The following is a 20030-nucleotide window of genomic DNA, read 5'->3' as shown; positions in this document are numbered from 1 at the left end:
TAACGGGGGTATTAGCTACTCCCCGGCCTGCAGCGAGGTTTCTTAGAAGTCCCAGTCCTCATCTTCGGTCGACTCGGCCTTGCCCATGACATAGGACGAACCGGCCCCGGAGAAGAAGTCATGGTTCTCGTCGGCATTGGGCGACAAAGCCGACAGGATGGCCGGAGACACGCGAGTCTCATCGGCCGGGAACAGACCTTCATAACCAAGGTTATTCAGTGCCTTATTGGCGTTGTACCGCAAGAAGCGCTTGACATCTTCGGTCCAGCCCAGCTCGTCGTACATATCTTCGGTGTACTGGCACTCGTTGTCATAGAGGTCAAGCAACAGGTCGAAGGTGTAGTCCTTGAGCTCTTCGGCTTCCTTCGAGGACAGCAGCTCCAGATTCTTCTGGTACTTGTAGCCGATGTAGTAGCCGTGCACAGCCTCGTCACGGATGATCAGGCGAATGATATCGGCAGTATTGGTCAGCTTGGCGTGGCTGGACCAGTACATCGGCAAGTAGAAGCCAGAGTAGAACAGGAACGACTCCAGGCAGACAGAAGCGACCTTGCGCTTCTGCGGGTCCTCACCCTCGTAATAGTCGAGAATGATCTGCCCCTTCTTCTGAAGGTTCTCGTTTTCCTCGCTCCAGCGGAAAGCCTCGTTAATCTCCGGGGTAGAAGCCAGAGTCTGGAAGATCGAAGAGTAGCTCTTCGCGTGCACCGACTCCATGAAGGCGATATTGGTGTACACCGCCTCTTCGTGCGGGGTCAGTGCGTCGGGAAGCAAGGAAACCGCCCCGACGGTGCCCTGGATAGTATCCAGCATCGTCAGACCAGTAAACACCCGCATAGTGGTCTGCTGTTCCAGCTCATTGAGGGTGTGCCAGGACTTCAGGTCATTGGACAGCGGCACCTTCTCCGGCAACCAGAAATTACCGGTCAGGCGGTCCCAGACCTCGAGATCCTTCTCATCGGGGATGGTGTTCCAGTCGATGGCTGAAATTGGGCACGCCTTGGATTCCGGGTGCTTCTCACGGTGCGCCGGGGTTGCCGGCGGGCAATCTTCGCGGTTGACGGTCATGGTCGATCCTCTCGACGGTGCTTTATTGGGGTGAGTCTAACGCGTATGGCTGGCCCGGTTCAGTGGTGGCGGGAATCTCCAGCGCTGGGTCATCCTTCACGCAACCCCGGGAGCATATTGGCTCCCGGGGTTGCGCGTCATTCCTTATCTACTTAGAGCATGCAGCTCACACAGCCGGTGACCTCGGTGCCTTCGAGGGCAACCTGTCGCAAGCGGATGTAGTAAATGGTCTTGATGCCCTTACGCCAGGCGTAAATCTGGGCGCGGTTGATATCGCGGGTGGTGGCGGTGTCCTTGAAGAACAGCGTCAACGACAAGCCCTGGTCGACGTGCTGGGTAGCAGCGGCATAGGTGTCGATGATCTTCTCGTAACCGACCTCATAGGCGTCCTGGAAGTACTCCAGGTTGTCGTTATCCATATGCGGTGCCGGGTAGTAGACACGACCGATCTTGCCTTCCTTACGGATCTCGATCTTGGAGGCAATCGGGTGGATCGACGAGGTGGAGTTATTGATATACGAGATCGAACCCGTCGGCGGCACCGCCTGGAGGTACCGGTTGTAAATGCCGTACTTCTGCACTGAGTCACGCAGCTCCCGCCAGTCGTCGGGAGTCGGCAGATGCACCGTGGAGTTGTCGAAGAGCTCGCGGACCCGCTCAGTCTTCGGGGTCCAGTCGCCATCGATGTACTTATCGAAGAAGGAACCGTTGGCGTAGTCGGACGTTTCAAAGTCCGCGAAGGGTTTGCCGCGTTCCTTGGCAATGGTGTTGGAGGCCTTAATAGCCTCGTACGCCACCGCGTAGAAGTACATATTGGTGAAGTCGATGCCCTCTTCGGAGCCGTAGTAGATGTGCTCCCGGCCCAAGTAGCCATGCAGGTTCATCTGGCCCAGACCGATGGAGTGCGACTTGTCATTGCCTTCCCGGATGGACGGCACAGAGTCGATGGAAGTCTGGTCCGACACTGCGGTCAACCCGCGGATGGCGGTCTCGATGGTCTTGGAGAAGTTCGGCGAATCCATCGCCTGGGCGATATTCATCGAGCCCAGGTTGCAGGAAATATCCTCACCGACCTGCTTATAGGTCAGGTCCTCGTTATAGATCGACGGAGTAGCGACCTGGAGAATCTCCGAGCACAGGTTGGACTGGGTGATCCGGCCTTCGATGGGATTAGCCCGGTTCACGGTGTCCTCGAACATGATGTACGGGTAACCGGACTCGAACTGGATCTCGGCCAACGTCTGGAAGAAGGCGCGCGCGTTGATCTTCTTCTTCTTAATGCGCGGATCTTCGACCATATCCGCGTAATTCTCCGTGACATTGACGTCAGCGAAGGGCACCCCGTAGACACGCTCCACGTCGTACGGGCTGAACAGGTACATGTCGTCGTTATTCTTGGCCAGCTCGAAGGTGATATCCGGGATGACCACACCCAACGACAGCGACTTAATGCGGATCTTCTCGTCCGCGTTCTCACGCTTGGTGTCGAGGAAACGCATGATGTCCGGGTGGTGCGCGTGCAGGTAGACCGCACCAGCGCCCTGCCGGGCACCGAGCTGGTTAGCGTAGGAGAACGAGTCCTCCAGCAGCTTCATCACCGGGATGACACCGGACGACTGGTTCTCGATGTGCTTAATGGGCGCACCCATCTCACGCAGGTTCGACAGCAGCAGGGCGACACCGCCGCCGCGCTTAGACAGCTGCAAGGAGGAGTTCACGGCCCGGCCGATGGACTCCATATTGTCCTCGATGCGCAGCAGGAAGCAGCTCACCGGCTCGCCGCGCTGGGCCTTACCGGAGTTGAGGAACGTCGGGGTGGCCGGCTGGAAGCGTCCGCCGATGATCTCGTCGACAAGTTCCTTGGCCAGGTCGAGGTCACCGTCGGCAAGCGTGAGCGCAACCATGCACACGCGGTCTTCATAACGCTCCAGGTAGCGCTTACCGTCGAAGGTCTTCAGGGTGTACGAGGTGTAGTACTTATACGCGCCAAGGAAGCTCTTGAAGCGGAACTTGTGCGCGTAGGCCTGCTTGAACAGGTCCTTGATGTCGTCGAACTCGTACTTATCAATGATCTCGGGGTCGTAGTACTTATTCTCGACCAGGTAGTCGATCTTCTCCTTGAGGTTGTGGAAGAAGACGGTGTTCTGGTTGATGTGCTGCAGGAAGTACTGACGTGCAGCCTGGCGATCCTTGTCGAACTGGATCTTCCCATCATCGTCGTAGAGGTTCAGCAACGCATTGAGTGCGTGATAATCCATCTCGTTTGCGCCTTGTGGTTCCGGCACAGTTCTGCCCTTATCAGTCACCCTGATTCTCCCTTAGGTGGTGTGGGGCGCGGCCACACTGGACCGCGCCAAAATCGTTATTACAAATTGGGATTAGTTGAGGTCGCGCGGCCAGTTCCGCTGTGGAACTGGAACGGACCACTCCGCCCATTGCCGGAGTGGTCCTTAGGCGCTGCGCTTGGTGCTATCAGCGCCATCCTTATCGTGGTGTTGTTGCGCGAATTGTTCGAGCCCGTGGCGGACAATCGCGACGTCTTCGTCATTGCCCATGAGCTCGAAACGGTAAAGATATGGCACCTGGCATTTCTTGGCGATGATGTCGCCAGCTAGGCCAAAATCGGCGCCGAAATTGGAGTTCCCCGCGGCGATAACGCCGCGGATAAAACGTCGATTGTGTTCATTATTGAGAAAACGAATGACCTGGGGCGGCACCGGGCGGGTATTCCCACCAGAGATCGAGGCCCCTCCCCCATAGGTCGGACAGACCAACACGTACGGCTCATCGACGAAAAGATCGTCGTCCGTTTTGCGCAGTGGGATGGCTTTAGCGTCCATCCCTAGCTTCTCGACGAAGCGTTTGGTGTTTCCGGTAGCTGAGGAGAAGTACACAATGAGCATGGTCTCTGGCCTCTCCCCTTCGTTGTGGCCTGGTTGCGCGGTGTGTGCCGGGCGCGGTTTAGGCGGCCTGGATAGCTTTGATGCGGTCGGGGCGGAAACCGGCCCACATTTCGTCTCCGGTATCAACAACCGGGACCTGCAGGTGGCCCATCGCCATGACGTAGTCACGCGCCTCGTCGTCAATGCTGATGTCGACGACGTCGTAGGAGATGCCGGCCTTGTCGAGCGCACGGGTGGTGGCTCGGCACTGAACGCAGGCGGGCTTGCTGTAAACGGTGACCATGACCCCTGTTTCCTCACATCTGTAAGTAATGCTGCAGCCCCAGCGAACACTGTCTGGGGCGGGCCGTGCCGTCCTGGGCGCGACAAGACAAAACACTACACATTGGGCCTACATCCGTCTAGTGGTACTACATGTAGTAGTTACAAGTGTGATATTCCCAGCTCACCAGAATGCAGAGCACTAGATATTGCGCGCTTGGCAGTCACAACCTTGTAATTCGCCGCCCAGAAAGGCCGATTTCCCTACTCACAATCATGTAATCCGGCCCTCAAATACCGTTTTGCCAGTTGGGCGCTACCCCCTTTCGGGCCACACCACACCAGTTAACATCAGTCACACCGGCGGCGCGCCGACCCCGTGGACATAAGAAAAGCCGCACCCGGGTACAACCCAAGTGCGGCCCTGCAACTCACGTTACCGCGAGCACATCACACGATTTAGCCCTGACGAGCCTTGAAACGCGGATCCTTCTTGTTAATGACGTAGACCTTGCCGTGACGACGCACGACCTGGGCGCCCGGCTTGTTCTTCAGCGACCGAAGGGACTTACGGACCTTCATCGGGCGCTCCTTTCTGTCGATTCGAGCTTGTCTCGCGGGCCAGCACAATGCCTCGGCCACGCTCATCGTGACGTCACAATCCTGACGTCAGAACACGAGTTGGCATCGTAGCGCACCAAATGGCCGCAAACCAAAACCAGCCACCACCGTCGGCACGCACCAAAGGCCCCCTATCCCTTACGCATATCCTCCTGGACCTGCGCCAACGTCCGACCAGTAGTCTCCGGAACCTGCGTAAAGGTGAACACGAACGCCGCAGCGGACAGCACCGCAAAGCACACGAAGGACCACGGCCCGCCAATGGTGTCAACCAGCGGCAAGAACGTCTGCGCAACCACCCAGTTAGCCACCCACAACGCCAGGCCAGCCATGCCCATACCAATGCCACGCACCTGCTCCGGAACCAGCTCAGAAATCAGCAGCCACGTGACGACGGAAACAGCAGCCTGCTGGAAGGCAATAAACAACGTCATCAGACCCAACGCCGCCAACGCCGCAGCAGTCGAATCAGCAGCAATCCGGTAGACCACAGCAACACCGACCAGCGACAGCGAACAACCAGCCAGGCCCACCAGCAAAATCCGGCGCCGGCCCACGTGGTCGACAATCATCATGCCAATGGCACACATAATCACCGACACGGTGCCAATCAGAATGGAGGTGTACACCGAGTTCTCGGCCGACAGCCCAACCCGGTTCATCATCGTCGGGGCGAAGTACACAATCGCATTGACGCCGGTGATCTGCTGCACCACACCGATAATCATGGCGATAATCACGGATCGGCGAATCCACGGAGTCTTCAGCTGCGCCCATTCCCTACGACGACCACCATCGGCCACGGACTGCTCAGCGACCTCGATATCATCCATGGTCGCGTTGGGCCCACGCATTGCCCGCAACACGCGCAGCGCCTTATCAGTCTGGCCGCGACGAGCCAGCTGCGCCGGAGTATCAGGCAGCATCGCCATACCAATCAGCAGCACTAGGCCCGGTACTGCGCCCAAGCCCAGCATCCAGCGCCACGATCCGGAAGAGGCCAGCGCCGAGTTCGTCAAAAACGCCACCAACTGGCCGATGACGATCATCAGTGAGTTCAGGCTCACCAGGCGACCGCGAATGGCCGGCGGGGCCATCTCAGATAGGTACATCGGCACCACAATCGACACCGCGCCGATACACAGGCCCAGCAGTGTGCGGCCCGCACCAAGGTGAAAGGCGTCAGCAGCCAGCGCACACCACACCGAGCCGGCAACAAAACCCACCGCACCGAGCAGAATCGTCGCTCGCCTGCCAATAGCGTCGGCAATGCGACCACCGGCCAGCGCACCCACCGCCGCCCCGGCAAGCAACATGGCGGTGATGGTGGATTCCTCAGCCGGAGTGAGTTCGAAGGATTTCGTGATGAACAGCAACGCACCGGAGATCACGCCGGTGTCGTAGCCGAAGAGCAAACCACCTAACGCGGCAATGATGGCGACACCAATGGCACGCCGGTTACTGAACACAGCGGTTTCGTCGGGCTTGCCGACGGCAACAGATTTAGACACAGACGTATTGTGCCAACCCCCGAGTACCCTGGCCACATGGACTCAACCCAGCGCAGCATTATCGACGAACTCCACGTCCGCGACACCATCGATCCTGCCGCCGAAATACGCGCCCGAATTGCCTTCCTGCGCGATTATCTGACCACCACCGGCGCGAAGGGTTTTGTGCTGGGAATCTCCGGCGGGCAGGACTCCACCCTGGCCGGCCGGCTGTGCCAATTAGCTGTTGAACAGGTGCGTGCCGACGGTGGCGAGGCCGAATTCATCGCCGTACGCCTGCCCTACGCAGTACAAGCCGACGAGGATGACGCCCAGGCGGCGCTGCGATTCATCGCGCCCGACCGGACTGTGACAGTCAATATCGCCAGCACAACCAACGCAATGGACAACGCAGTCTCCGAAGCACTAGGCCTACCGGAGCTGACTGATTTCAATAAAGGCAACGTTAAAGCGAGGATGCGCATGGTCGCCCAATACGCCATTGCCGGCCAACACAACATGCTCGTGGTAGGCACTGACCATGCCGCCGAAGCAGTCACCGGTTTCTACACCAAATTCGGCGATGGGGCCTGCGACCTGGTGCCACTTGAGGGGCTGAATAAGTCCCAAGGCGCCGCACTGCTGCGCGAACTAGGCGCCCCGGAAGCAACCTGGCAGAAAGTCCCCACCGCCGACCTTGAGGAAGACCGCCCCGCACTTCCCGACGAAGAAGCCCTCGGCGTGACCTACCAGGCAATAGATACGTACTTAACCGGTGGTGAGATAGCCGAGGGCGACGCGCAGCGCATTGAGCACCTCCACCGCATCAGCCGGCACAAGCGGACTACCCCGCCAGGCCCGTCGGCTAACTGGTGGCGCTGCTAACGCTATCTAGTAACGCTCAGGCTCTTCGCCCAACTGAAACTTACGGCCAGAAATATCCCTCGGAGCCACCACAACATAGTTGTATTTGAGCGTCGGCAACCAGGGGCGCAACTCGAGCTCATCCGCAGCCTCAATCTCGGCATTGGACTGCAGCACTCGCGCCTCGCCCTTCACCACAACAGACCAGGCCTCCGACTTTCCCTGGTCAACGTTGTCCGCTTCGAAGAGCACGTCATTATTCAGTGTCAGCGAGAACAATTTGGAGCCTTCCGCGGTGCGGAAGTAAATCTCGCCCTCATGGACCACGTAGTTCAGCGGGAAGATGTCCATATCGTCGGCACGACGCACGACGAGGCGACCGAAGTGCTGGGTCGACAGCAGTTCTAGGGATTCTTCGTCTGTCAGCTTGGTGATGACGTCGTCAGTTTCACTCATAGGTTCCATTGTTACACCCGTTGCGGCGGTGTGGGGAGGATGAACCCAATCCTGCGCCCGGGCACACCTTCACCCAGGGCCGTGAGCTGGTCGAGGAGCCCGGCAGGCAGGCCTAGAAGCGTCCGTCTTCCTCAGCCCACACGCGTGCGGCGATGGGGTCAAGGGTTTCGAAACTGAGCTCCTGGTTACGTAGCAACAGCTCTGTTATCCGGTCGACGACTGCTGCGTGTTTTTCTATCTTTTCCAGCGCTTTCAGCCGCGCCAAGGACAACAGTGAGTCCGGGCCGCAGTCCGGTGCAAGCGCCTCAGGCCGGATACCGCTTGCCACCATGTGCTGGGCCAAGGCAGCGGCATCGAGTGCATCACTGCAACACGACCGCTCGCGATGCTCGTCGACGCCAATTGTCCCGACATCAGCAGCGACCATGACTGCCAGGAACTTCATATAGTCCTCAACAACAGCTCCGCGACTGCGATAACGACCATGGGCGACGGCGGGCATAGTGCGCCAGTGGGTCGATCCCCCACTGCCACTATGTGGCCGTACCTCTATGTGCTCCACGGGAAGGCCATAAGCCATAGCGACAACCGCATGGCATGCCTCATGTCGGCAGCGCACGCGGATGGCGTTATTCGACTTTTTTCTGCCGAACCAGTGGGTAAACATTGCAAGCAATCTAAACCACACCGGGGCGGTACACAACCCCTATTTGCGCAATAACGCAATAATCAGTTGCGCAGGTGAGATACCAAAAAGGCTGCTGACGTTGTTGTACAACAACGCCAGCAGCCTCTTCTGCAAGAAAATGGTGGAGCTAACGGGACTCGAACCCGTGACCCCCACACTGCCAGTGTGGTGCGCTACCAGCTGCGCCATAGCCCCGAAACACGCTTGCGCGTGGTCCTGCTTATTTTCTTAATTTCTCACCAGACCCGGTGATATTGGCCCACCGATTACTCGGTGAACACAGTGGAGCTAACGGGACTCGAACCCGTGACCCCCACACTGCCAGTGTGGTGCGCTACCAGCTGCGCCATAGCCCCGTTGCAGCGACGCTACCTAAAACAGAAGCGCCGTTGCGACTCAAATTAAGCTACACGTCATCTGAAGTTTTACCAAAACCCCAGGTGAGGTGTCGCTCAGTAGAGTTACTTACCAGCGTCGAGAACCAGCTTGACCCATTCGCCGAGACCACCATTGGGGGCATTAAGCAAGATGTCCTTGCCGTCAACGACAACATGCGGGCTGGTGACACTGTCAGTGTCCAGCGTCTTCTTCAGGTTCTCGCCATTGGCCTTGCCGATCGTGGCGGCAGCCTTCATATCGAGTCCGTCCTTGACGTCATCGACGAGTTCATCATCGCCGCCCATCTTGTCGATCTGATCGGCGTAGTCAGCGAAATCCCAGCTTGCTGCGCCCTGCTGGTCACGCATGAGCAGCGTGTGGAAATTCCAGAACAGGTGCGCGTCGCCGGTCTCAGCAATGCGATTCATCACAGCCAGAGCGCGGGTCGAGTGACCCTCAGCGCCACCATCGAGGAAGTTCAGGAGGCGGTATTCCACCACCATGTCACCGTTATTCAACGCGGCGAGCTCGTCGGCATGCCCGCCGACAGACATCTCCGCGCAGTAGTGACAAGAGAAGTCCTCATACACCGCGGCAGTGGTCGCGTCCTCGGCGCCGTCCTTAGCCAGAGTGATAACACCGTTATCAGCACTGACGGTGAAATTGACCTCGTCACCGGGAAGGTCTTCGCTGCTCTCCTTTTGGCCGAAGTAGAACACTGCGGCAATAACAGCCGCAACGATGGCGACGAGCGCGATCAATCCGACTACGAAGCCGGAGCTTTTGGCGTTGGGGTCCTTAATTTTCTTACTCACGCCGATACCGTACCCCGCCTGGGGTGGATTAGGGACCTAGACCAGCACCAAACAGCCGCGAGTCTGCTCACCTACCGCAATCTTTCGTGGTCAGGCATGCACCGACAGGCGGGTAAACGGGCGCCACACAGTAATGCCAGCCATAGCGAGGAAGACAAGGTCGCGAAGCATCTCGACTACGTAGGTGCTGGCATCGGCCTCAGGATTCTGGCCGCCGCCACCAAAACAACCACAGTCGATAGTGAGCCCGCGCGCCCACGCCGAGCCGATCCCGATCAGGAACGCCACAATGATGAGCGCCGAGATAACACCTGCACAGCGGATAAAAACACCCAGCAGCAACATCAGGCCCAGGATCAGCTCCACCGCAGGCAGCAGCACCGCCAGGGTTTCCAGGAAGTCCACGGGCACAAGCTCGTAGGCAGCGATCGCCTGGCGGGTATCCAACGGATTCAATAACTTGACGAATCCAGACCACAACCACACCCCCGCGAGGCCGAACCGGGCGAGGGCGCTGATTGCGGTACCGAGATTATTCACGTGATCGAATCTACTGGTTACTTCAAAACCTCGCCCACGAGCGCAGCTGCTTCATCCTGAACCTGCTTGAGGTGGTCTTCGCCCTTGAAGGACTCAGCGTAAATCTTGTACTTGTCCTCCGTACCGGACGGGCGCGCGGCGAACCACGCATTCTCCGTGGTCACCTTCAGCCCACCAATCGCGGCGCCATTCCCGGGAGCCTCGGTGAGCTTGGCGGTAATCGGCTCGCCGGCCAGGGTGTCCGCAGTGACCTGCTCGGGAGACAGCTTCTTCAAGATGGCCTTCTGCTCCCGGTTGGCCTCAGCGTCGGTACGCGCGTAGGCCGGGTCACCGAACTCGTTGACGAGCTCGGCGTAGCGCTGCGATGGGGTCTTACCGGTCTTGGCGATGATCTCCGCGGCGAGCAGGTCCATGATGATGCCGTCCTTATCGGTGGACCACACCGTGCCGTCATGACGCAGGAAAGACGCACCAGCGGATTCCTCACCACCGAAGCCCACGGAACCATCGAGCAGGCCGGGCACGAACCACTTGAAGCCCACCGGCACCTCAACAAGCGTGCGACCCAGGTTGCCGACAACACGGTCAATCATCGACGAGGACACCAGGGTCTTACCCACTGCGGTGTTCTCCCCCCAGCCTGGGCGGTTGGCGAAGAGGTAGTCAATGGCCACCGCTAAGTAGTGGTTGGGGTTCATCAGCCCCTGGTCCGGGGTGACGATGCCGTGGCGGTCCGCGTCGGCATCATTGCCGGTGGCGATGTCGTACTTATCGCGGTTACCCACCAAGGAAGCCATCGAGTTCGGGCTGGAACAATCCATCCGGATCTTGCCGTCAGTATCCAGCGTCATGAACCGCCACGTCGGGTCGACCTGCGGGTTGACCACGGTGAGGTTGAGATTATGCGTCTCCGCAATAGCGGCCCAGTAATCCACCGAGGCGCCACCCATGGGGTCAGCACCAATGCGCACACCGGCCTCCCGAATAGCATCAATATCGACCACATTGGGCAGGTCAGCAACATAATTGCCCTTGAAGTCGTACTTGCTGACGGCGTCCTTGGCCTCATCGACACCGACGCGCTGCACACCCTTCATGCCATCGGCGATGTACTCATTGGCGCGCTTGGCAATCCAGTCAGTCGCCTCAGCGTCGGCAGGCCCACCCGAAGGCGGGTTGTACTTAAAACCACCATCGCGCGGCGGATTATGAGACGGGGTGACCACAATGCCGTCGGCACGCTTGGTGTCAGTGCCGGTCGGGCCACCGGGCAGGTCGCGATTATGCTGCAAAATGGCGTGGCTAACCGCCGGGGTCGGGGTGAAACGATCATCGGCATCGACCATGACCTGCACGTCATTAGCGACAAGCACTTCGATGGCGGACAGCATCGCCGGGGCGGATAGGGCGTGGGTATCGCGGCCCAAAAACAGCGGCCCGGCAATCTTCTGGCCAGTGCGGTAGTCCACAATCGCCTGGGTGGTGGCGTGGATATGGTCCTCGTTGAAGGCGGTATCCAGCGAGGAACCACGGTGACCGGACGTGCCGAAGGTCACCGCCTGGTCGGGGTTACCGGGCTCAGGGTGACGGGTGTAGTACGCCGAAACGAGAGACGAGATATCGACCAGATCACTGGGCTGAGCTAACTGGCCGGCGCGTTCATGTGCCATGTTTCCTCCTGGGCCCCGGCAGTGAGCTATTGGGCTCATGGGGCATTGTTGGCGGGAATCCTTACTGACTAGTGTTCCCGTTTTCTTTGTCGCGCGCAGGGTGGGCGTACCCTCTCCCCCATGATGACGTTGGTGGAGCTGCTTCTCACCGCCGCCGGCGGTGCCACAGGGGCGCTGAGTCGGGCGGTGTTTCTGTCCGATTCGGCGTGGTCACTTGTGATTATCAATATCGTCGGTTGCGCCGTAATGGGCCTGACCACTGAGTATTTTGCGGGCACCAAAGCCTGGTTCTTTATCGGCCCGGGGTTCTTGGGCGGCTTCACCAGTTTCTCCACTTTTGTGGTGCTTGCCGACGCCAATATCGCCGCCGCAGTAGCAACAATTATTGCCTGCCCGGCGGCATACCTGGTCACGCACGCGTGGGCGGATGAGCGATGACCACAGCAACGCTTATCGCTATCGCCATTGGTGGCGCGCTCGGTGCGGTTATCCGCCAACTCTTAGCCCGGCGCGGCAAGGTCGGCATCTTCATCGCTAATACGGCCGCCAGCGTTGTGCTTGGCGCACTCATCGGGTTCGACAGTTTCAGCCCGGTTGTCATGGCCGGCCTGGGCGCTGGTGTGGCCGGGGCTTTATCGACGTGGTCCACATTGGCCGCCCAGATCGGTGAAGACATTCGCCTCGGCCACTACCGCGCCGGATTGACATACTTACTGTTCACAGTGGCCGCTGGGCTTATCGGCGCCTACGTCGGCACGCTTTTTGGGACCTTTCTGGCCGGATAATCCGCCATAGCCGACGAAAAGCGCAGGACAGCCTTATATGGTTTTGGATATGTCTGAACTTTTCTCAAATATCGAAGCGTTTGTGTGGAGTCCATTCCTCCTCATTCCGCTGCTATTGGGCACCGGCTTGTGGCTCACCATCCGCCTGGGCCTGTTGCAGCTACGCAAACTGCGTCCTGCTCTTCGTCTTGGCCTGATGGAACGCTCCGACGAGGGCGGTGAGGGCGATATCAGCCAGTACGAAGCACTGGCAACCGCCCTGGCCGCCACCGTCGGTGTGGGCAATATCGTCGGTGTGGCCACCGCTATTGGTACCGGTGGCCCCGGCGCCCTGTTCTGGATGTGGATCACCGGCCTCGTCGGCATGGCCTCGAAGTACTCCGAGTCCTTCCTCGGTGTCCGCTTCCGCAAGACTGACTCGGCTGGGGAACAGCTCGGCGGCCCGCAGATCTACCTGCGTAACGCCATCCCCGGCCCGGTCGGCACCACCCTTGGCGTGCTCTTCGCGGTCTTCGCTTCCCTGGCTGCCTTCGGCATCGGCAACCTCACTCAGGCCAATGCTGTGGCCTCGAACTTGGAATCCGCCTTCGGCGTGGACCCGGTCGCCGCTGGTGCTGTGCTGTTCGTGGCCACCGGTGCGGTGCTGCTCGGCGGCATTAAGGCCATCGGCAAGGTCACGTCCGCATTCGTGCCGTTGATGATCGTGCTCTACATCGGTGCCGCCATCTGGGTTCTCATCGTCAATATCGCCGATGTGCCGGCTGCGCTGGCCCTCATCTTCACCGACGCCTTCACTGGTACCGCCGCCGCTGGTGGTTTCGCTGGTGCTGGCATCATCCTGGTCATCCAGATGGGTGTTGCCCGCGGCCTGTTCTCCAATGAGTCCGGTATGGGTTCGGCAGCGATTGCCGCCTCCGCGGCGAAGACATTCCACCCGGTGCGTCAGGGCCTGGTGTCGATGACCCAGACCTTCATTGACACCATCGTCGTGGTCACCTTCACCGGCCTGGTCATCATCACGACCGGTGTGTGGCAGGACGGAGGCGACGCCGGTGCGATGACCGCCCGCGCCTTCTCCGCTGGCCTGCCCGGGCACTGGGGCGACTCGGTAGTTGCCCTGTCCGTGGTCTTCTTCGCCTTCTCCACCATCCTGGGCTGGTCCTACTACGGTGAGCGCTCCTTCGAGTCCCTCGTCGGCCGGGTCGGCATTCGGCCCTACCGCAGCATCTTCACCGTGGTGGTGTTTATCGGTGCGACCACCCAGCTGCAGACGGTGTGGGCACTGTCTGGCGCCCTCAACGGCCTGATGGCGGTACCAAACCTCATCGGCCTTGTGATTCTCTCCGGCCTCATCGCCCGCGAAACCAAGGCCTACCTGGACTTCGACCCGCAGCTGCGGGCCACTGCGGAACAGGTAGCCGAATGGGAGAAGCAGCAGAAGGTGGCTTAGCTGCCGGCCCCACAGCGCTCAGCGGTTGCTGGATCATCCAGCACGCTGAGCGCTTCTTGTACGTCGGTGACCGCATAGAGCTGCATATCCCCAGCATCCGCGGTCAGCGCCTCAGCGCAGTTATCGTCGGGGACGAGGAAAAAATCCGCCCCCTCGGCCTTAGCGGCTGCGATCTTGTGCGTAATGCCACCAATCGGGCCGACCACGCCGGCGCCGTCAATTGTTCCGGTACCGGCGACGTGCTTGCCTCCGGTTAAGTCTCCCTCGGTGAGTTTGTCGATAATCGCCAAGGTCAGTACCAGCCCGGCGCTCGGCCCGCCGATACCGGAGACGTTGTAATTAATGTCCACACCGTTGGCGGGCTTAGCCATCACGGCGATACCCAGCTGGCCGCGCTTGGGGTTCTCCGGGTTCTCCCCCAGCGTCACGTCCTGGTCGATGACTTTGCCTTCGCGGCGCACAGTCACCGTCACACTATCCCCCGGGGCGTAGCGGTTAATGGCGTCCTGCACCGCGCGGGGGTTGAACATTTTCTTGCCATCGACGGCAATAATGATGTCGCCTTGTTGGAGCACATTTTTAGCGGCCCCGTCGTCAAGCACCGTGCCCACCGAGACTTCCAAGGGGTAGTCCAGTTCTTTCATCGCCGCTGCTGTGGCATTGGCTTCGGACTGGTCGAACATCAAAGTGTTGCGCTCATCGACCTCTTCCTCGCTCATCCCGGGCGGGAAGATCGCCTCAATGGGAACCAGGTCGTAGTTCTCATCAGCCCATAATGACAGTGCTTGGGGCAGGTTGAGCCGGTGCCCGACGGCCACGGTGGTCATGTCGATCTCACCGGTGGCGGCCTCATCGACGTCTGCGCCCTTGATATCCACGATGGGTTTACCTTCGTAATCACCCAGCACATTGACTACCGGCCCGGGGCCTTCGGCGGCATACGGCACAACGGCGGCTGGGGACAGCAGTAATGCACCAAGGCCCACGATCGGCACGGCACCAACAAGGAGAGTAGACATTCGACGGTTCACGCCCAGCCACGATACCGGCGACGCAGGCTGATCGCCGTTAGCGGATAGGTGCGCCGTGCCTGCAGTAGCACCGGGGACGCCGGTACGCTGGCGCTCATGACTAACCGTGGTTTCGGCTTCACCCCTGGCGATGACGACGATGAGGAGGGCAAGAACAACCCGGGCGGCAATAACCCGTTCGGTTTCTTCGGCTTCCCGATGGGCGGCTTTGGCGGTTCCGGTTCCGGCAAGAATGAACCGAATTTAGGCGAGCTGCTCAACCAGTTTGGGCAGATGCTTTCCGGCGTTGGCCAGTCCATGGGAGATGGCTCTGCCCCGGTTAATCACGAGGTCGCCGAGCGCATTGCGCGCCAGAAAATCGGTAACCAAGATCCGGTACGCGAATCCGACGTCACCGCCTTAACCGATGCGCTGCGCCTGGCTGAGGTCTGGCTGGACCAGGCCACGACCCTGCCTGCCGGTGCGAACCGGGCGGAGGGCTGGAACGCCACCCAGTGGCTCGAGCACACCATGCCGACCTGGAAGCGCATCGTTGACCCCGTTGCTAAGCGGATGAGCGATGCCTCAACGGAGTCCATGCCTGAGGAGGCCCGCCAGGTGATGGGCCCGATGATGGGCATGTTGAACCGGATGAACTCGATGAATTTCGGTGTTCAGCTGGGCGGCTCATTAGCCGATATCGCCAACAGTGCCCTGACCGGCTCCGAGTTCGGCCTGCCGCTGGCCACCTCGGGCGCTGCGGTGCTTTTGCCGCGCCACCTGCGGGATCTGGCGAAAGAACTTGAACTTCCCGAGCGTGAAATGCTGGTCTACGCCTGCGCCCGCGAGGCCGCCCACCAGCGCCTCTACGACCGGGTGCCGTGGCTGGCGGAGCGCATGATCTCCTCGGTGGAGGAGTACGCCGCTGGCCTTGAGTTGGATTATTCCCAGATTGAGGAGGCCTCCCGGGAGATCAGCCCGGAGGTGCTACAGGACCCGGCCCGGATGCAGGAGGCCATGGAGCGGCTGCAGAATATGGACTTCTCCCCGCAGATCCGTTCCGCCAATGAGCATGCCCGCACCCGCCTGGAAACTCTATTGGCCCTGGTTGAGGGCTGGGTGGATGTTGTGGTGATGGACGCCCTGGGGGATCGACTACCGGGCGCGAATCAGCTTGATGAGGCCTGGCGGCGCCGACGCGCCACTGAGGGCGCCGAGCAGGCTTTGAAGAAGTCCACCGGCATTGATCTCGGTGCGCCGAAGGTCCGTGAGGCCGCTGAGCTGTGGCGTCGCCTGACCACCGCCGCCGGGATGGAACGCCGCGACCAGGTGTGGGATCACTCCGATTTCCTGCCGGTGGCCGAGGACCTGGATTCCCCGGCTGGCTTTATCGACGGTGTTATCGGCGGCCAGGAGGGCGATGATTTCGACCCCATCGCTGAGCTGGAAGAACAGATGCGTCGGGAACAAAACGGCGAAACCCCGAAGGATAATCAGCAGGACGATAACGGCGATAGCTAGTCGCGGCTGTCACTACCCCAGCGTTGGTAGGCCTCAAGGTAGCCCCGGGCGCGTTCGTGTTGCGGGGCCTTGGCGGCCCATTCCCAAAATTCTGGGGTGTGCCCGCCGGGAATGAATGTGTGCACCAGTTCGTGGATGATGACGTCGTCAAGCACATAATCGGGCACGTCAGCCAGCCGGTGGGAGACACGGATCCGGTTGGGGTGCATGCTTACCGACGCCCACCGCCGCGACATGGTGCGCACCCATTTGATGGATTCAAATTCCGGGCGCCCGCCTAGCACTGTGTCCGCAAGTGTGCGTGCACGACGTTCCAGGGCAGCATTATCCAGGCGGTTTGAGGATTTATTGCGGACCCGTTCGACCAGTTCAAGAACCTCACGGCGTTCTTGGCGCGGATCAATATCAGCTGGGGCCATAACGATGACCCGGTTGCCTTCGGCGCGGGCTTGGTAGGTGCGTTTGCGCCGCTTGGAACGCCGGACTTCAATGTCCGGGCCGTAGTCGGGGCGCTTGCCTGTCATGCCACCAGCGTAGACAAGGCCCTGTGCGGTGGAGGGATACGCGCCGATGTGCTTTGGTATCTGCGGGGGAAATATCGCACGGGGGTGGTGTATGTGAGTGATGTGCGGATGACCCTGGGCGCGCAGGTGCTATTGCGCCCAGGAAATCGCATCCAGTTTGGTGTCGATCCGAAGCGCGCGTTGGTATTTCAGCTTCCCGACGCTGTCGCCCCAGGCCAGGTGCTCAAGGCCTTATTGGATGATTTACGGGTTTTTCCGCGCCCTGACATGCCGCTGGCGACTGCGCTGACCACCTCCGGGCTGGAGCGGCACACGGTGCAGCAATTATTGGTGGACTTAGTTGCTGCGGGCCTGGCCCGGCATGGGGATTATCCGCAGTGGCCCACGGTGGCGGTGATCGGCGCCGGTGTGCTGCGCGACCGGCTGGTGGACGCCATCATCGCCAAAGGCGGCGCTGCTACGGCCCGGGCGCCGGGCAGTAGGACCGCGACGTGGCTGCAGCGCAGTGGGACCAGCAAAGCCCAGTTGGTGGTGCTGGCGGGGTTGGCGGTGCCGGATGTGGCTTTATTGCAGTTATTGCGCCGGGTGGGGATGCCGCATGTCAGTGCGCGGCTTCGTGATGGTCGTGGGGTGTTGGGGCCGTGGGTGACTCATGATGGTGCGGCGTGCCCGGCGTGCGCGGAGCGGCATTTGGAGGACGCCGACCCGGCTCGGCCTTTATTGTCGCTGCAGTTGCGTTCGGCCCAACCCAGTGCTCGCTGTGAGGTCATTGATGCCACCATTGCGACGTTGCTGACGCACCTGGGCGATGGCCGGGCGTTACGTGGTGTGGAGGTGGAGGTTGATCCGGTGGGATTGGCACCGGGTGTGCGGGCGATAACCCCGCATCGGCATTGTCCGGTCTGCACGATGTAGGCCGGGGCGGGCACAATGGCGCCCATGAGCGATTCGTCTGTTTCCGGTTCCAGCGTTTTCCGAACCGCCAAGCTCGCTGGGGTGCCGTTAGGTGCGGGTGCGCGCAGTCTGCGTCGCCGTGGCCGGGAAACCAACCTGGTGGACACCACCCGGCAGCTCACCGCTGTGCTTGGGGAGCTCAAGGGTGGGGCGATGAAGGTTGGTCAGGCCCTGTCGATTTTCTCCCCGGTGCTCCCTGAGGAGCTGGCCGAGATCGTGGGCCCGACGCTAAGTTCCTTGCAGGCTGAGGCCCCGCCGCTGCCGACCGGTTCAGTGCATAAGGTGCTGCAGCGCCAGTTGGGGGCTGATTGGCACAAGCATTTCCGTGAGTTCAGCGATGAGCCCGTCGCGGCTGCTTCTATTGGCCAGGTGCATCGTGCTACCTGGTCCAATGGTGATGAGGTGGCGGTGAAGATTCAGTACCCAGGCGCGGATAAGGCAATCCGTTCGGATTTGCGGCAGCTGCGTTTCCTCACTCCGGTATTGCAGCGCATGGCGCCGGGGGTGAATATGTCGGGGCTGATGAAGGCGATTGCGGATTCTGTGTTGGAGGAATTGGATTACCGCAGTGAAGCCGCCCATCAGCGTGCTTTCCACGCCGCCTATGCCGACGGCAGGGAACCACTGATTTATGTGCCCCAGGTCTACGCCTGCGCCCCGCAGGTGCTGGTTGGGGAATGGGTCGACGGTGAGCGGCTGACCAGCGTGATTCAAAGCGGCGATTTGCAGCGTCGTTCCCGGGCTGCGGAGGCGCTGACAGTATTCGAGTTTTCTTCACCGCAACTGGTGCGTCGTATGCATACCGACCCGCACCCGGGCAATTTCTTATTGCGTGCCGACGGCACTCTGGCGGTTATCGATTTCGGTGCCTGCCAGCAGCTTCCCGACGGGCTGCCCCGCCCGTTGATTGAGCTCGTAACAGCCACGGTCGATGGGCGGCGTGATGATCTCGTCAACCTTGCGCGGCAGTACGGGTACCTGGACACCACAAAAGTCGGTGAGGTGTCCTCGGAGGATGTGGCGGCTTTTCTAGCGCCCTTTGCCGAACCATTAGAGCACGATGATTTCGTGTTCACGGTGGAGTGGCTGCGCCGGGTGATGCACCCCTTTATGGACCCGACGTCGGCGGAGTCGAAACTGTCCCGCAAATTCGGAATGCCCCCGGAGTATTCGATGATCCACCGCGTACTTGCCGGTGCGGTGGCGGTGCTGTCCCAATTGGAGGCGCCCGCACCCTACCGGCAGGTCATTGCCCGCCACTACCCAGAGATGCTGGGCAGCCAAGACGGCTGGGGCGGGCAGTAACCGGGCTTAGTTGGCGGCGTTATCGAGGGCGGTGGCGAGATCCTCGTCGCCGTCGAGTACACCCAAGTCCCGGTTGGCGAGAGCGTCGAAACGCTCCACCACCCCGGCCAGGGTGGCTGCCACAGTGGCGCGGGAGGTGGTGCGCTCCACGTCTGCTTCGCCGGAGCCGCTCCCCAGGTACACGGTGCCGACCGGATTGTCGTTGAGCATCCCAGGCATGACGATGACGTAATTATGGCCGGAATCGCGCAGGTGCTGGTCAGCTTTGCCCTTAGCCTCGGCGTAGGGGAAGAAATCGTGATCTTCGGGAACGCCGTGGTCAGTAGAGGCTCCCCAGTAGGACACCATGATGTAGCCGGTGCCCTCGGGGGCGTGGTTCATCGTGGCGATGGCGGCGTCATGGTCGACGGCCTTGGTGCGCTTCGGGTTGCCGCCGCCAGCCCCGGCGGAGAAGATGACCAGTTCAGCGTCGGCAAGCAGGTCGGTGAACCCATTGCCGTCGAGGGTTTCGATATCTGCGACCTTCGGCATGGCGCCGGTAGCGGCAATCTCGTCGGCGTGGTCGGGGTTGCGGATAACGCCGGTGACGGTATGTCCGGCGTTGACGAGCTGCGGCAGGGCCTGCAGCGCGATCTTTCCATGGGCTCCAATAACGGTAATACGCATAACCGCGAGGTTACCCCGATTCACCTGCGCCGGGGTTGCCGCATCCACTGAGTCCCCGACCCGG

The 20030-nt window shown here is 60.5% G+C and carries 21 protein-coding genes and 2 tRNA genes; 7 read left to right on the top strand and 16 right to left on the bottom strand.

Features of this window, described 5'->3' with window-relative positions; all coding sequences use genetic code 11:
- Positions 1 to 42 precede the first annotated feature (42 nt).
- From nrdF to KRX51_RS02860, 6 genes are all read right to left on the bottom strand, one after another.
- Entirely contained in the window at positions 43 to 1065 is a 1023-nt protein-coding gene (gene nrdF, locus KRX51_RS02885) for a class 1b ribonucleoside-diphosphate reductase subunit beta (protein WP_218361435.1), read from the bottom strand.
- A gap of 152 nt (positions 1066 to 1217) precedes the next feature.
- A complete protein-coding gene (gene nrdE, locus KRX51_RS02880) occupies positions 1218 to 3323 on the bottom strand; it encodes a class 1b ribonucleoside-diphosphate reductase subunit alpha (RefSeq protein WP_218361434.1) in 2106 nt (701 codons plus the stop codon).
- Positions 3324 to 3515: 192 nt separating this feature from the next.
- Positions 3516 to 3968, bottom strand: coding sequence for a class Ib ribonucleoside-diphosphate reductase assembly flavoprotein NrdI (gene nrdI, locus KRX51_RS02875; protein ID WP_218361433.1), 453 nt, complete (start codon positions 3966 to 3968; stop codon positions 3516 to 3518).
- A 58-nt stretch (positions 3969 to 4026) separates the two neighbouring features.
- Positions 4027 to 4251 carry a glutaredoxin-like protein NrdH gene (gene nrdH / locus KRX51_RS02870; RefSeq protein ID WP_218361432.1) on the bottom strand — a complete coding sequence of 75 codons (225 nt, stop codon included), beginning with the start codon at positions 4249 to 4251 and terminating at the stop codon, positions 4027 to 4029.
- 437 nt (positions 4252 to 4688) lie between these two features.
- Positions 4689 to 4811 (bottom strand): type B 50S ribosomal protein L36, encoded by a 123-nt coding sequence (gene ykgO / locus KRX51_RS02865; RefSeq protein WP_005288826.1) that lies wholly within the window; start codon positions 4809 to 4811, stop codon positions 4689 to 4691.
- A 170-nt stretch (positions 4812 to 4981) separates the two neighbouring features.
- Positions 4982 to 6319, bottom strand: coding sequence for a sugar porter family MFS transporter (locus KRX51_RS02860; protein ID WP_218362245.1), 1338 nt, complete (start codon positions 6317 to 6319; stop codon positions 4982 to 4984).
- 78 nt (positions 6320 to 6397) lie between these two features.
- On the opposite strand from KRX51_RS02860, the gene nadE reads away from it, so the two are divergent.
- Positions 6398 to 7225, top strand: a complete 828-nt coding sequence (nadE, locus tag KRX51_RS02855; RefSeq protein WP_218361431.1) for an ammonia-dependent NAD(+) synthetase — start codon at positions 6398 to 6400, stop codon at positions 7223 to 7225.
- 6 nt (positions 7226 to 7231) lie between these two features.
- On the opposite strand, the gene KRX51_RS02850 is transcribed toward nadE, so the two are convergent.
- From KRX51_RS02850 to pgm, 7 genes are all read right to left on the bottom strand, one after another.
- Entirely contained in the window at positions 7232 to 7660 is a 429-nt protein-coding gene (locus tag KRX51_RS02850) for a pyridoxamine 5'-phosphate oxidase family protein (protein WP_218361430.1), read from the bottom strand.
- 112 nt (positions 7661 to 7772) lie between these two features.
- Positions 7773 to 8327, bottom strand: a complete 555-nt coding sequence (locus tag KRX51_RS02845; protein WP_218361429.1) for a hypothetical protein — start codon at positions 8325 to 8327, stop codon at positions 7773 to 7775.
- Between the two features lie 140 nt (positions 8328 to 8467).
- Positions 8468 to 8543, bottom strand: a tRNA-Ala gene (locus KRX51_RS02840).
- A gap of 88 nt (positions 8544 to 8631) precedes the next feature.
- Positions 8632 to 8704 (bottom strand) — tRNA-Ala (locus KRX51_RS02835).
- A gap of 105 nt (positions 8705 to 8809) precedes the next feature.
- Entirely contained in the window at positions 8810 to 9541 is a 732-nt protein-coding gene (locus KRX51_RS02830) for a thioredoxin domain-containing protein (protein WP_218361428.1), read from the bottom strand.
- A gap of 90 nt (positions 9542 to 9631) precedes the next feature.
- Positions 9632 to 10081, bottom strand: coding sequence for a MauE/DoxX family redox-associated membrane protein (locus KRX51_RS02825; protein ID WP_218361427.1), 450 nt, complete (start codon positions 10079 to 10081; stop codon positions 9632 to 9634).
- Between the two features lie 17 nt (positions 10082 to 10098).
- Positions 10099 to 11751: a phosphoglucomutase (alpha-D-glucose-1,6-bisphosphate-dependent) gene (gene pgm, locus KRX51_RS02820; protein ID WP_218361426.1), complete on the bottom strand. Its 1653-nt coding sequence runs from the start codon at positions 11749 to 11751 to the stop codon at positions 10099 to 10101.
- A 120-nt stretch (positions 11752 to 11871) separates the two neighbouring features.
- On the opposite strand from pgm, the gene KRX51_RS02815 reads away from it, so the two are divergent.
- From KRX51_RS02815 to KRX51_RS02805, 3 genes are read left to right on the top strand one after another with little or no spacing between them, the layout of a single operon-like run.
- Positions 11872 to 12189 (top strand): CrcB family protein, encoded by a 318-nt coding sequence (locus tag KRX51_RS02815; RefSeq protein WP_255549357.1) that lies wholly within the window; start codon positions 11872 to 11874, stop codon positions 12187 to 12189.
- Positions 12186 to 12536 carry a CrcB family protein gene (locus KRX51_RS02810; protein WP_218361425.1) on the top strand — a complete coding sequence of 117 codons (351 nt, stop codon included), beginning with the start codon at positions 12186 to 12188 and terminating at the stop codon, positions 12534 to 12536. The genes KRX51_RS02815 and KRX51_RS02810 overlap by 4 nt, the downstream gene beginning before the upstream one ends.
- 49 nt (positions 12537 to 12585) lie before the next feature.
- Positions 12586 to 13986 (top strand): sodium:alanine symporter family protein, encoded by a 1401-nt coding sequence (locus tag KRX51_RS02805; RefSeq protein ID WP_255549356.1) that lies wholly within the window; start codon positions 12586 to 12588, stop codon positions 13984 to 13986.
- Here the strand turns inward: KRX51_RS02805 and KRX51_RS02800 are convergent.
- A complete protein-coding gene (locus KRX51_RS02800) occupies positions 13983 to 15005 on the bottom strand; it encodes a PDZ domain-containing protein (RefSeq protein WP_255549355.1) in 1023 nt (340 codons plus the stop codon). The two genes, KRX51_RS02805 and KRX51_RS02800, sit on opposite strands and share 4 nt — an antisense overlap.
- A 108-nt stretch (positions 15006 to 15113) precedes the next feature.
- On the opposite strand from KRX51_RS02800, the gene KRX51_RS02795 reads away from it, so the two are divergent.
- Positions 15114 to 16517 carry a zinc-dependent metalloprotease gene (locus KRX51_RS02795; RefSeq protein WP_218361422.1) on the top strand — a complete coding sequence of 468 codons (1404 nt, stop codon included), beginning with the start codon at positions 15114 to 15116 and terminating at the stop codon, positions 16515 to 16517.
- On the opposite strand, the gene KRX51_RS02790 is transcribed toward KRX51_RS02795, so the two are convergent.
- Positions 16514 to 17041 carry a YgjP-like metallopeptidase domain-containing protein gene (locus KRX51_RS02790; protein WP_218361421.1) on the bottom strand — a complete coding sequence of 176 codons (528 nt, stop codon included), beginning with the start codon at positions 17039 to 17041 and terminating at the stop codon, positions 16514 to 16516. The genes KRX51_RS02795 and KRX51_RS02790 overlap by 4 nt on opposite strands.
- 93 nt (positions 17042 to 17134) lie before the next feature.
- On the opposite strand from KRX51_RS02790, the gene KRX51_RS02785 reads away from it, so the two are divergent.
- Together KRX51_RS02785 and KRX51_RS02780 are read left to right on the top strand one after the other, a co-directional pair.
- Complete coding sequence (locus tag KRX51_RS02785) at positions 17135 to 17956, top strand: hypothetical protein (protein WP_218361420.1); 822 nt, start codon at positions 17135 to 17137, stop codon at positions 17954 to 17956.
- Between the two features lie 24 nt (positions 17957 to 17980).
- A complete protein-coding gene (locus tag KRX51_RS02780) occupies positions 17981 to 19300 on the top strand; it encodes an AarF/ABC1/UbiB kinase family protein (RefSeq protein ID WP_218361419.1) in 1320 nt (439 codons plus the stop codon).
- A gap of 6 nt (positions 19301 to 19306) precedes the next feature.
- Here KRX51_RS02780 and KRX51_RS02775 read toward each other — a convergent pair whose 3' ends face one another.
- Complete coding sequence (locus KRX51_RS02775) at positions 19307 to 19966, bottom strand: NAD(P)H-binding protein (RefSeq protein WP_218361418.1); 660 nt, start codon at positions 19964 to 19966, stop codon at positions 19307 to 19309.
- Positions 19967 to 20030 lie beyond the last annotated feature (64 nt).

The sequence above is a fragment of the Corynebacterium sp. TAE3-ERU12 genome, from assembly GCF_019209905.1.
In the GTDB taxonomy this organism is placed as follows: domain Bacteria; phylum Actinomycetota; class Actinomycetes; order Mycobacteriales; family Mycobacteriaceae; genus Corynebacterium.
This window is presented reverse-complemented; position numbering and strand designations above follow the sequence as displayed.

Excerpts from the sequence above, each read along its gene's own strand:
- nrdF (WP_218361435.1), bottom strand. The coding sequence starts at position 1,065 with ATGACCGTCAACCGCGAAGATTGCCCGCCGGCAACCCCGGCGCACCGT.
- nrdE (WP_218361434.1), bottom strand. The coding sequence starts at position 3,323 with ATGGATTATCACGCACTCAATGCGTTGCTGAACCTCTACGACGATGAT.
- nrdI (WP_218361433.1), bottom strand. The coding sequence starts at position 3,968 with ATGCTCATTGTGTACTTCTCCTCAGCTACCGGAAACACCAAACGCTTC.
- nrdH (WP_218361432.1), bottom strand. The coding sequence starts at position 4,251 with ATGGTCACCGTTTACAGCAAGCCCGCCTGCGTTCAGTGCCGAGCCACC.
- ykgO (WP_005288826.1), bottom strand. The coding sequence starts at position 4,811 with ATGAAGGTCCGTAAGTCCCTTCGGTCGCTGAAGAACAAGCCGGGCGCC.
- nadE (WP_218361431.1), top strand. The coding sequence starts at position 6,398 with ATGGACTCAACCCAGCGCAGCATTATCGACGAACTCCACGTCCGCGAC.
- KRX51_RS02850 (WP_218361430.1), bottom strand. The coding sequence starts at position 7,660 with ATGAGTGAAACTGACGACGTCATCACCAAGCTGACAGACGAAGAATCC.
- KRX51_RS02845 (WP_218361429.1), bottom strand. The coding sequence starts at position 8,327 with ATGTTTACCCACTGGTTCGGCAGAAAAAAGTCGAATAACGCCATCCGC.
- pgm (WP_218361426.1), bottom strand. The coding sequence starts at position 11,751 with ATGGCACATGAACGCGCCGGCCAGTTAGCTCAGCCCAGTGATCTGGTC.
- KRX51_RS02815 (WP_255549357.1), top strand. The coding sequence starts at position 11,872 with ATGATGACGTTGGTGGAGCTGCTTCTCACCGCCGCCGGCGGTGCCACA.
- KRX51_RS02810 (WP_218361425.1), top strand. The coding sequence starts at position 12,186 with ATGACCACAGCAACGCTTATCGCTATCGCCATTGGTGGCGCGCTCGGT.
- KRX51_RS02805 (WP_255549356.1), top strand. The coding sequence starts at position 12,586 with ATGTCTGAACTTTTCTCAAATATCGAAGCGTTTGTGTGGAGTCCATTC.
- KRX51_RS02800 (WP_255549355.1), bottom strand. The coding sequence starts at position 15,005 with ATGTCTACTCTCCTTGTTGGTGCCGTGCCGATCGTGGGCCTTGGTGCA.
- KRX51_RS02795 (WP_218361422.1), top strand. The coding sequence starts at position 15,114 with ATGACTAACCGTGGTTTCGGCTTCACCCCTGGCGATGACGACGATGAG.
- KRX51_RS02790 (WP_218361421.1), bottom strand. The coding sequence starts at position 17,041 with ATGACAGGCAAGCGCCCCGACTACGGCCCGGACATTGAAGTCCGGCGT.
- KRX51_RS02780 (WP_218361419.1), top strand. The coding sequence starts at position 17,981 with ATGAGCGATTCGTCTGTTTCCGGTTCCAGCGTTTTCCGAACCGCCAAG.
- KRX51_RS02775 (WP_218361418.1), bottom strand. The coding sequence starts at position 19,966 with ATGCGTATTACCGTTATTGGAGCCCATGGAAAGATCGCGCTGCAGGCC.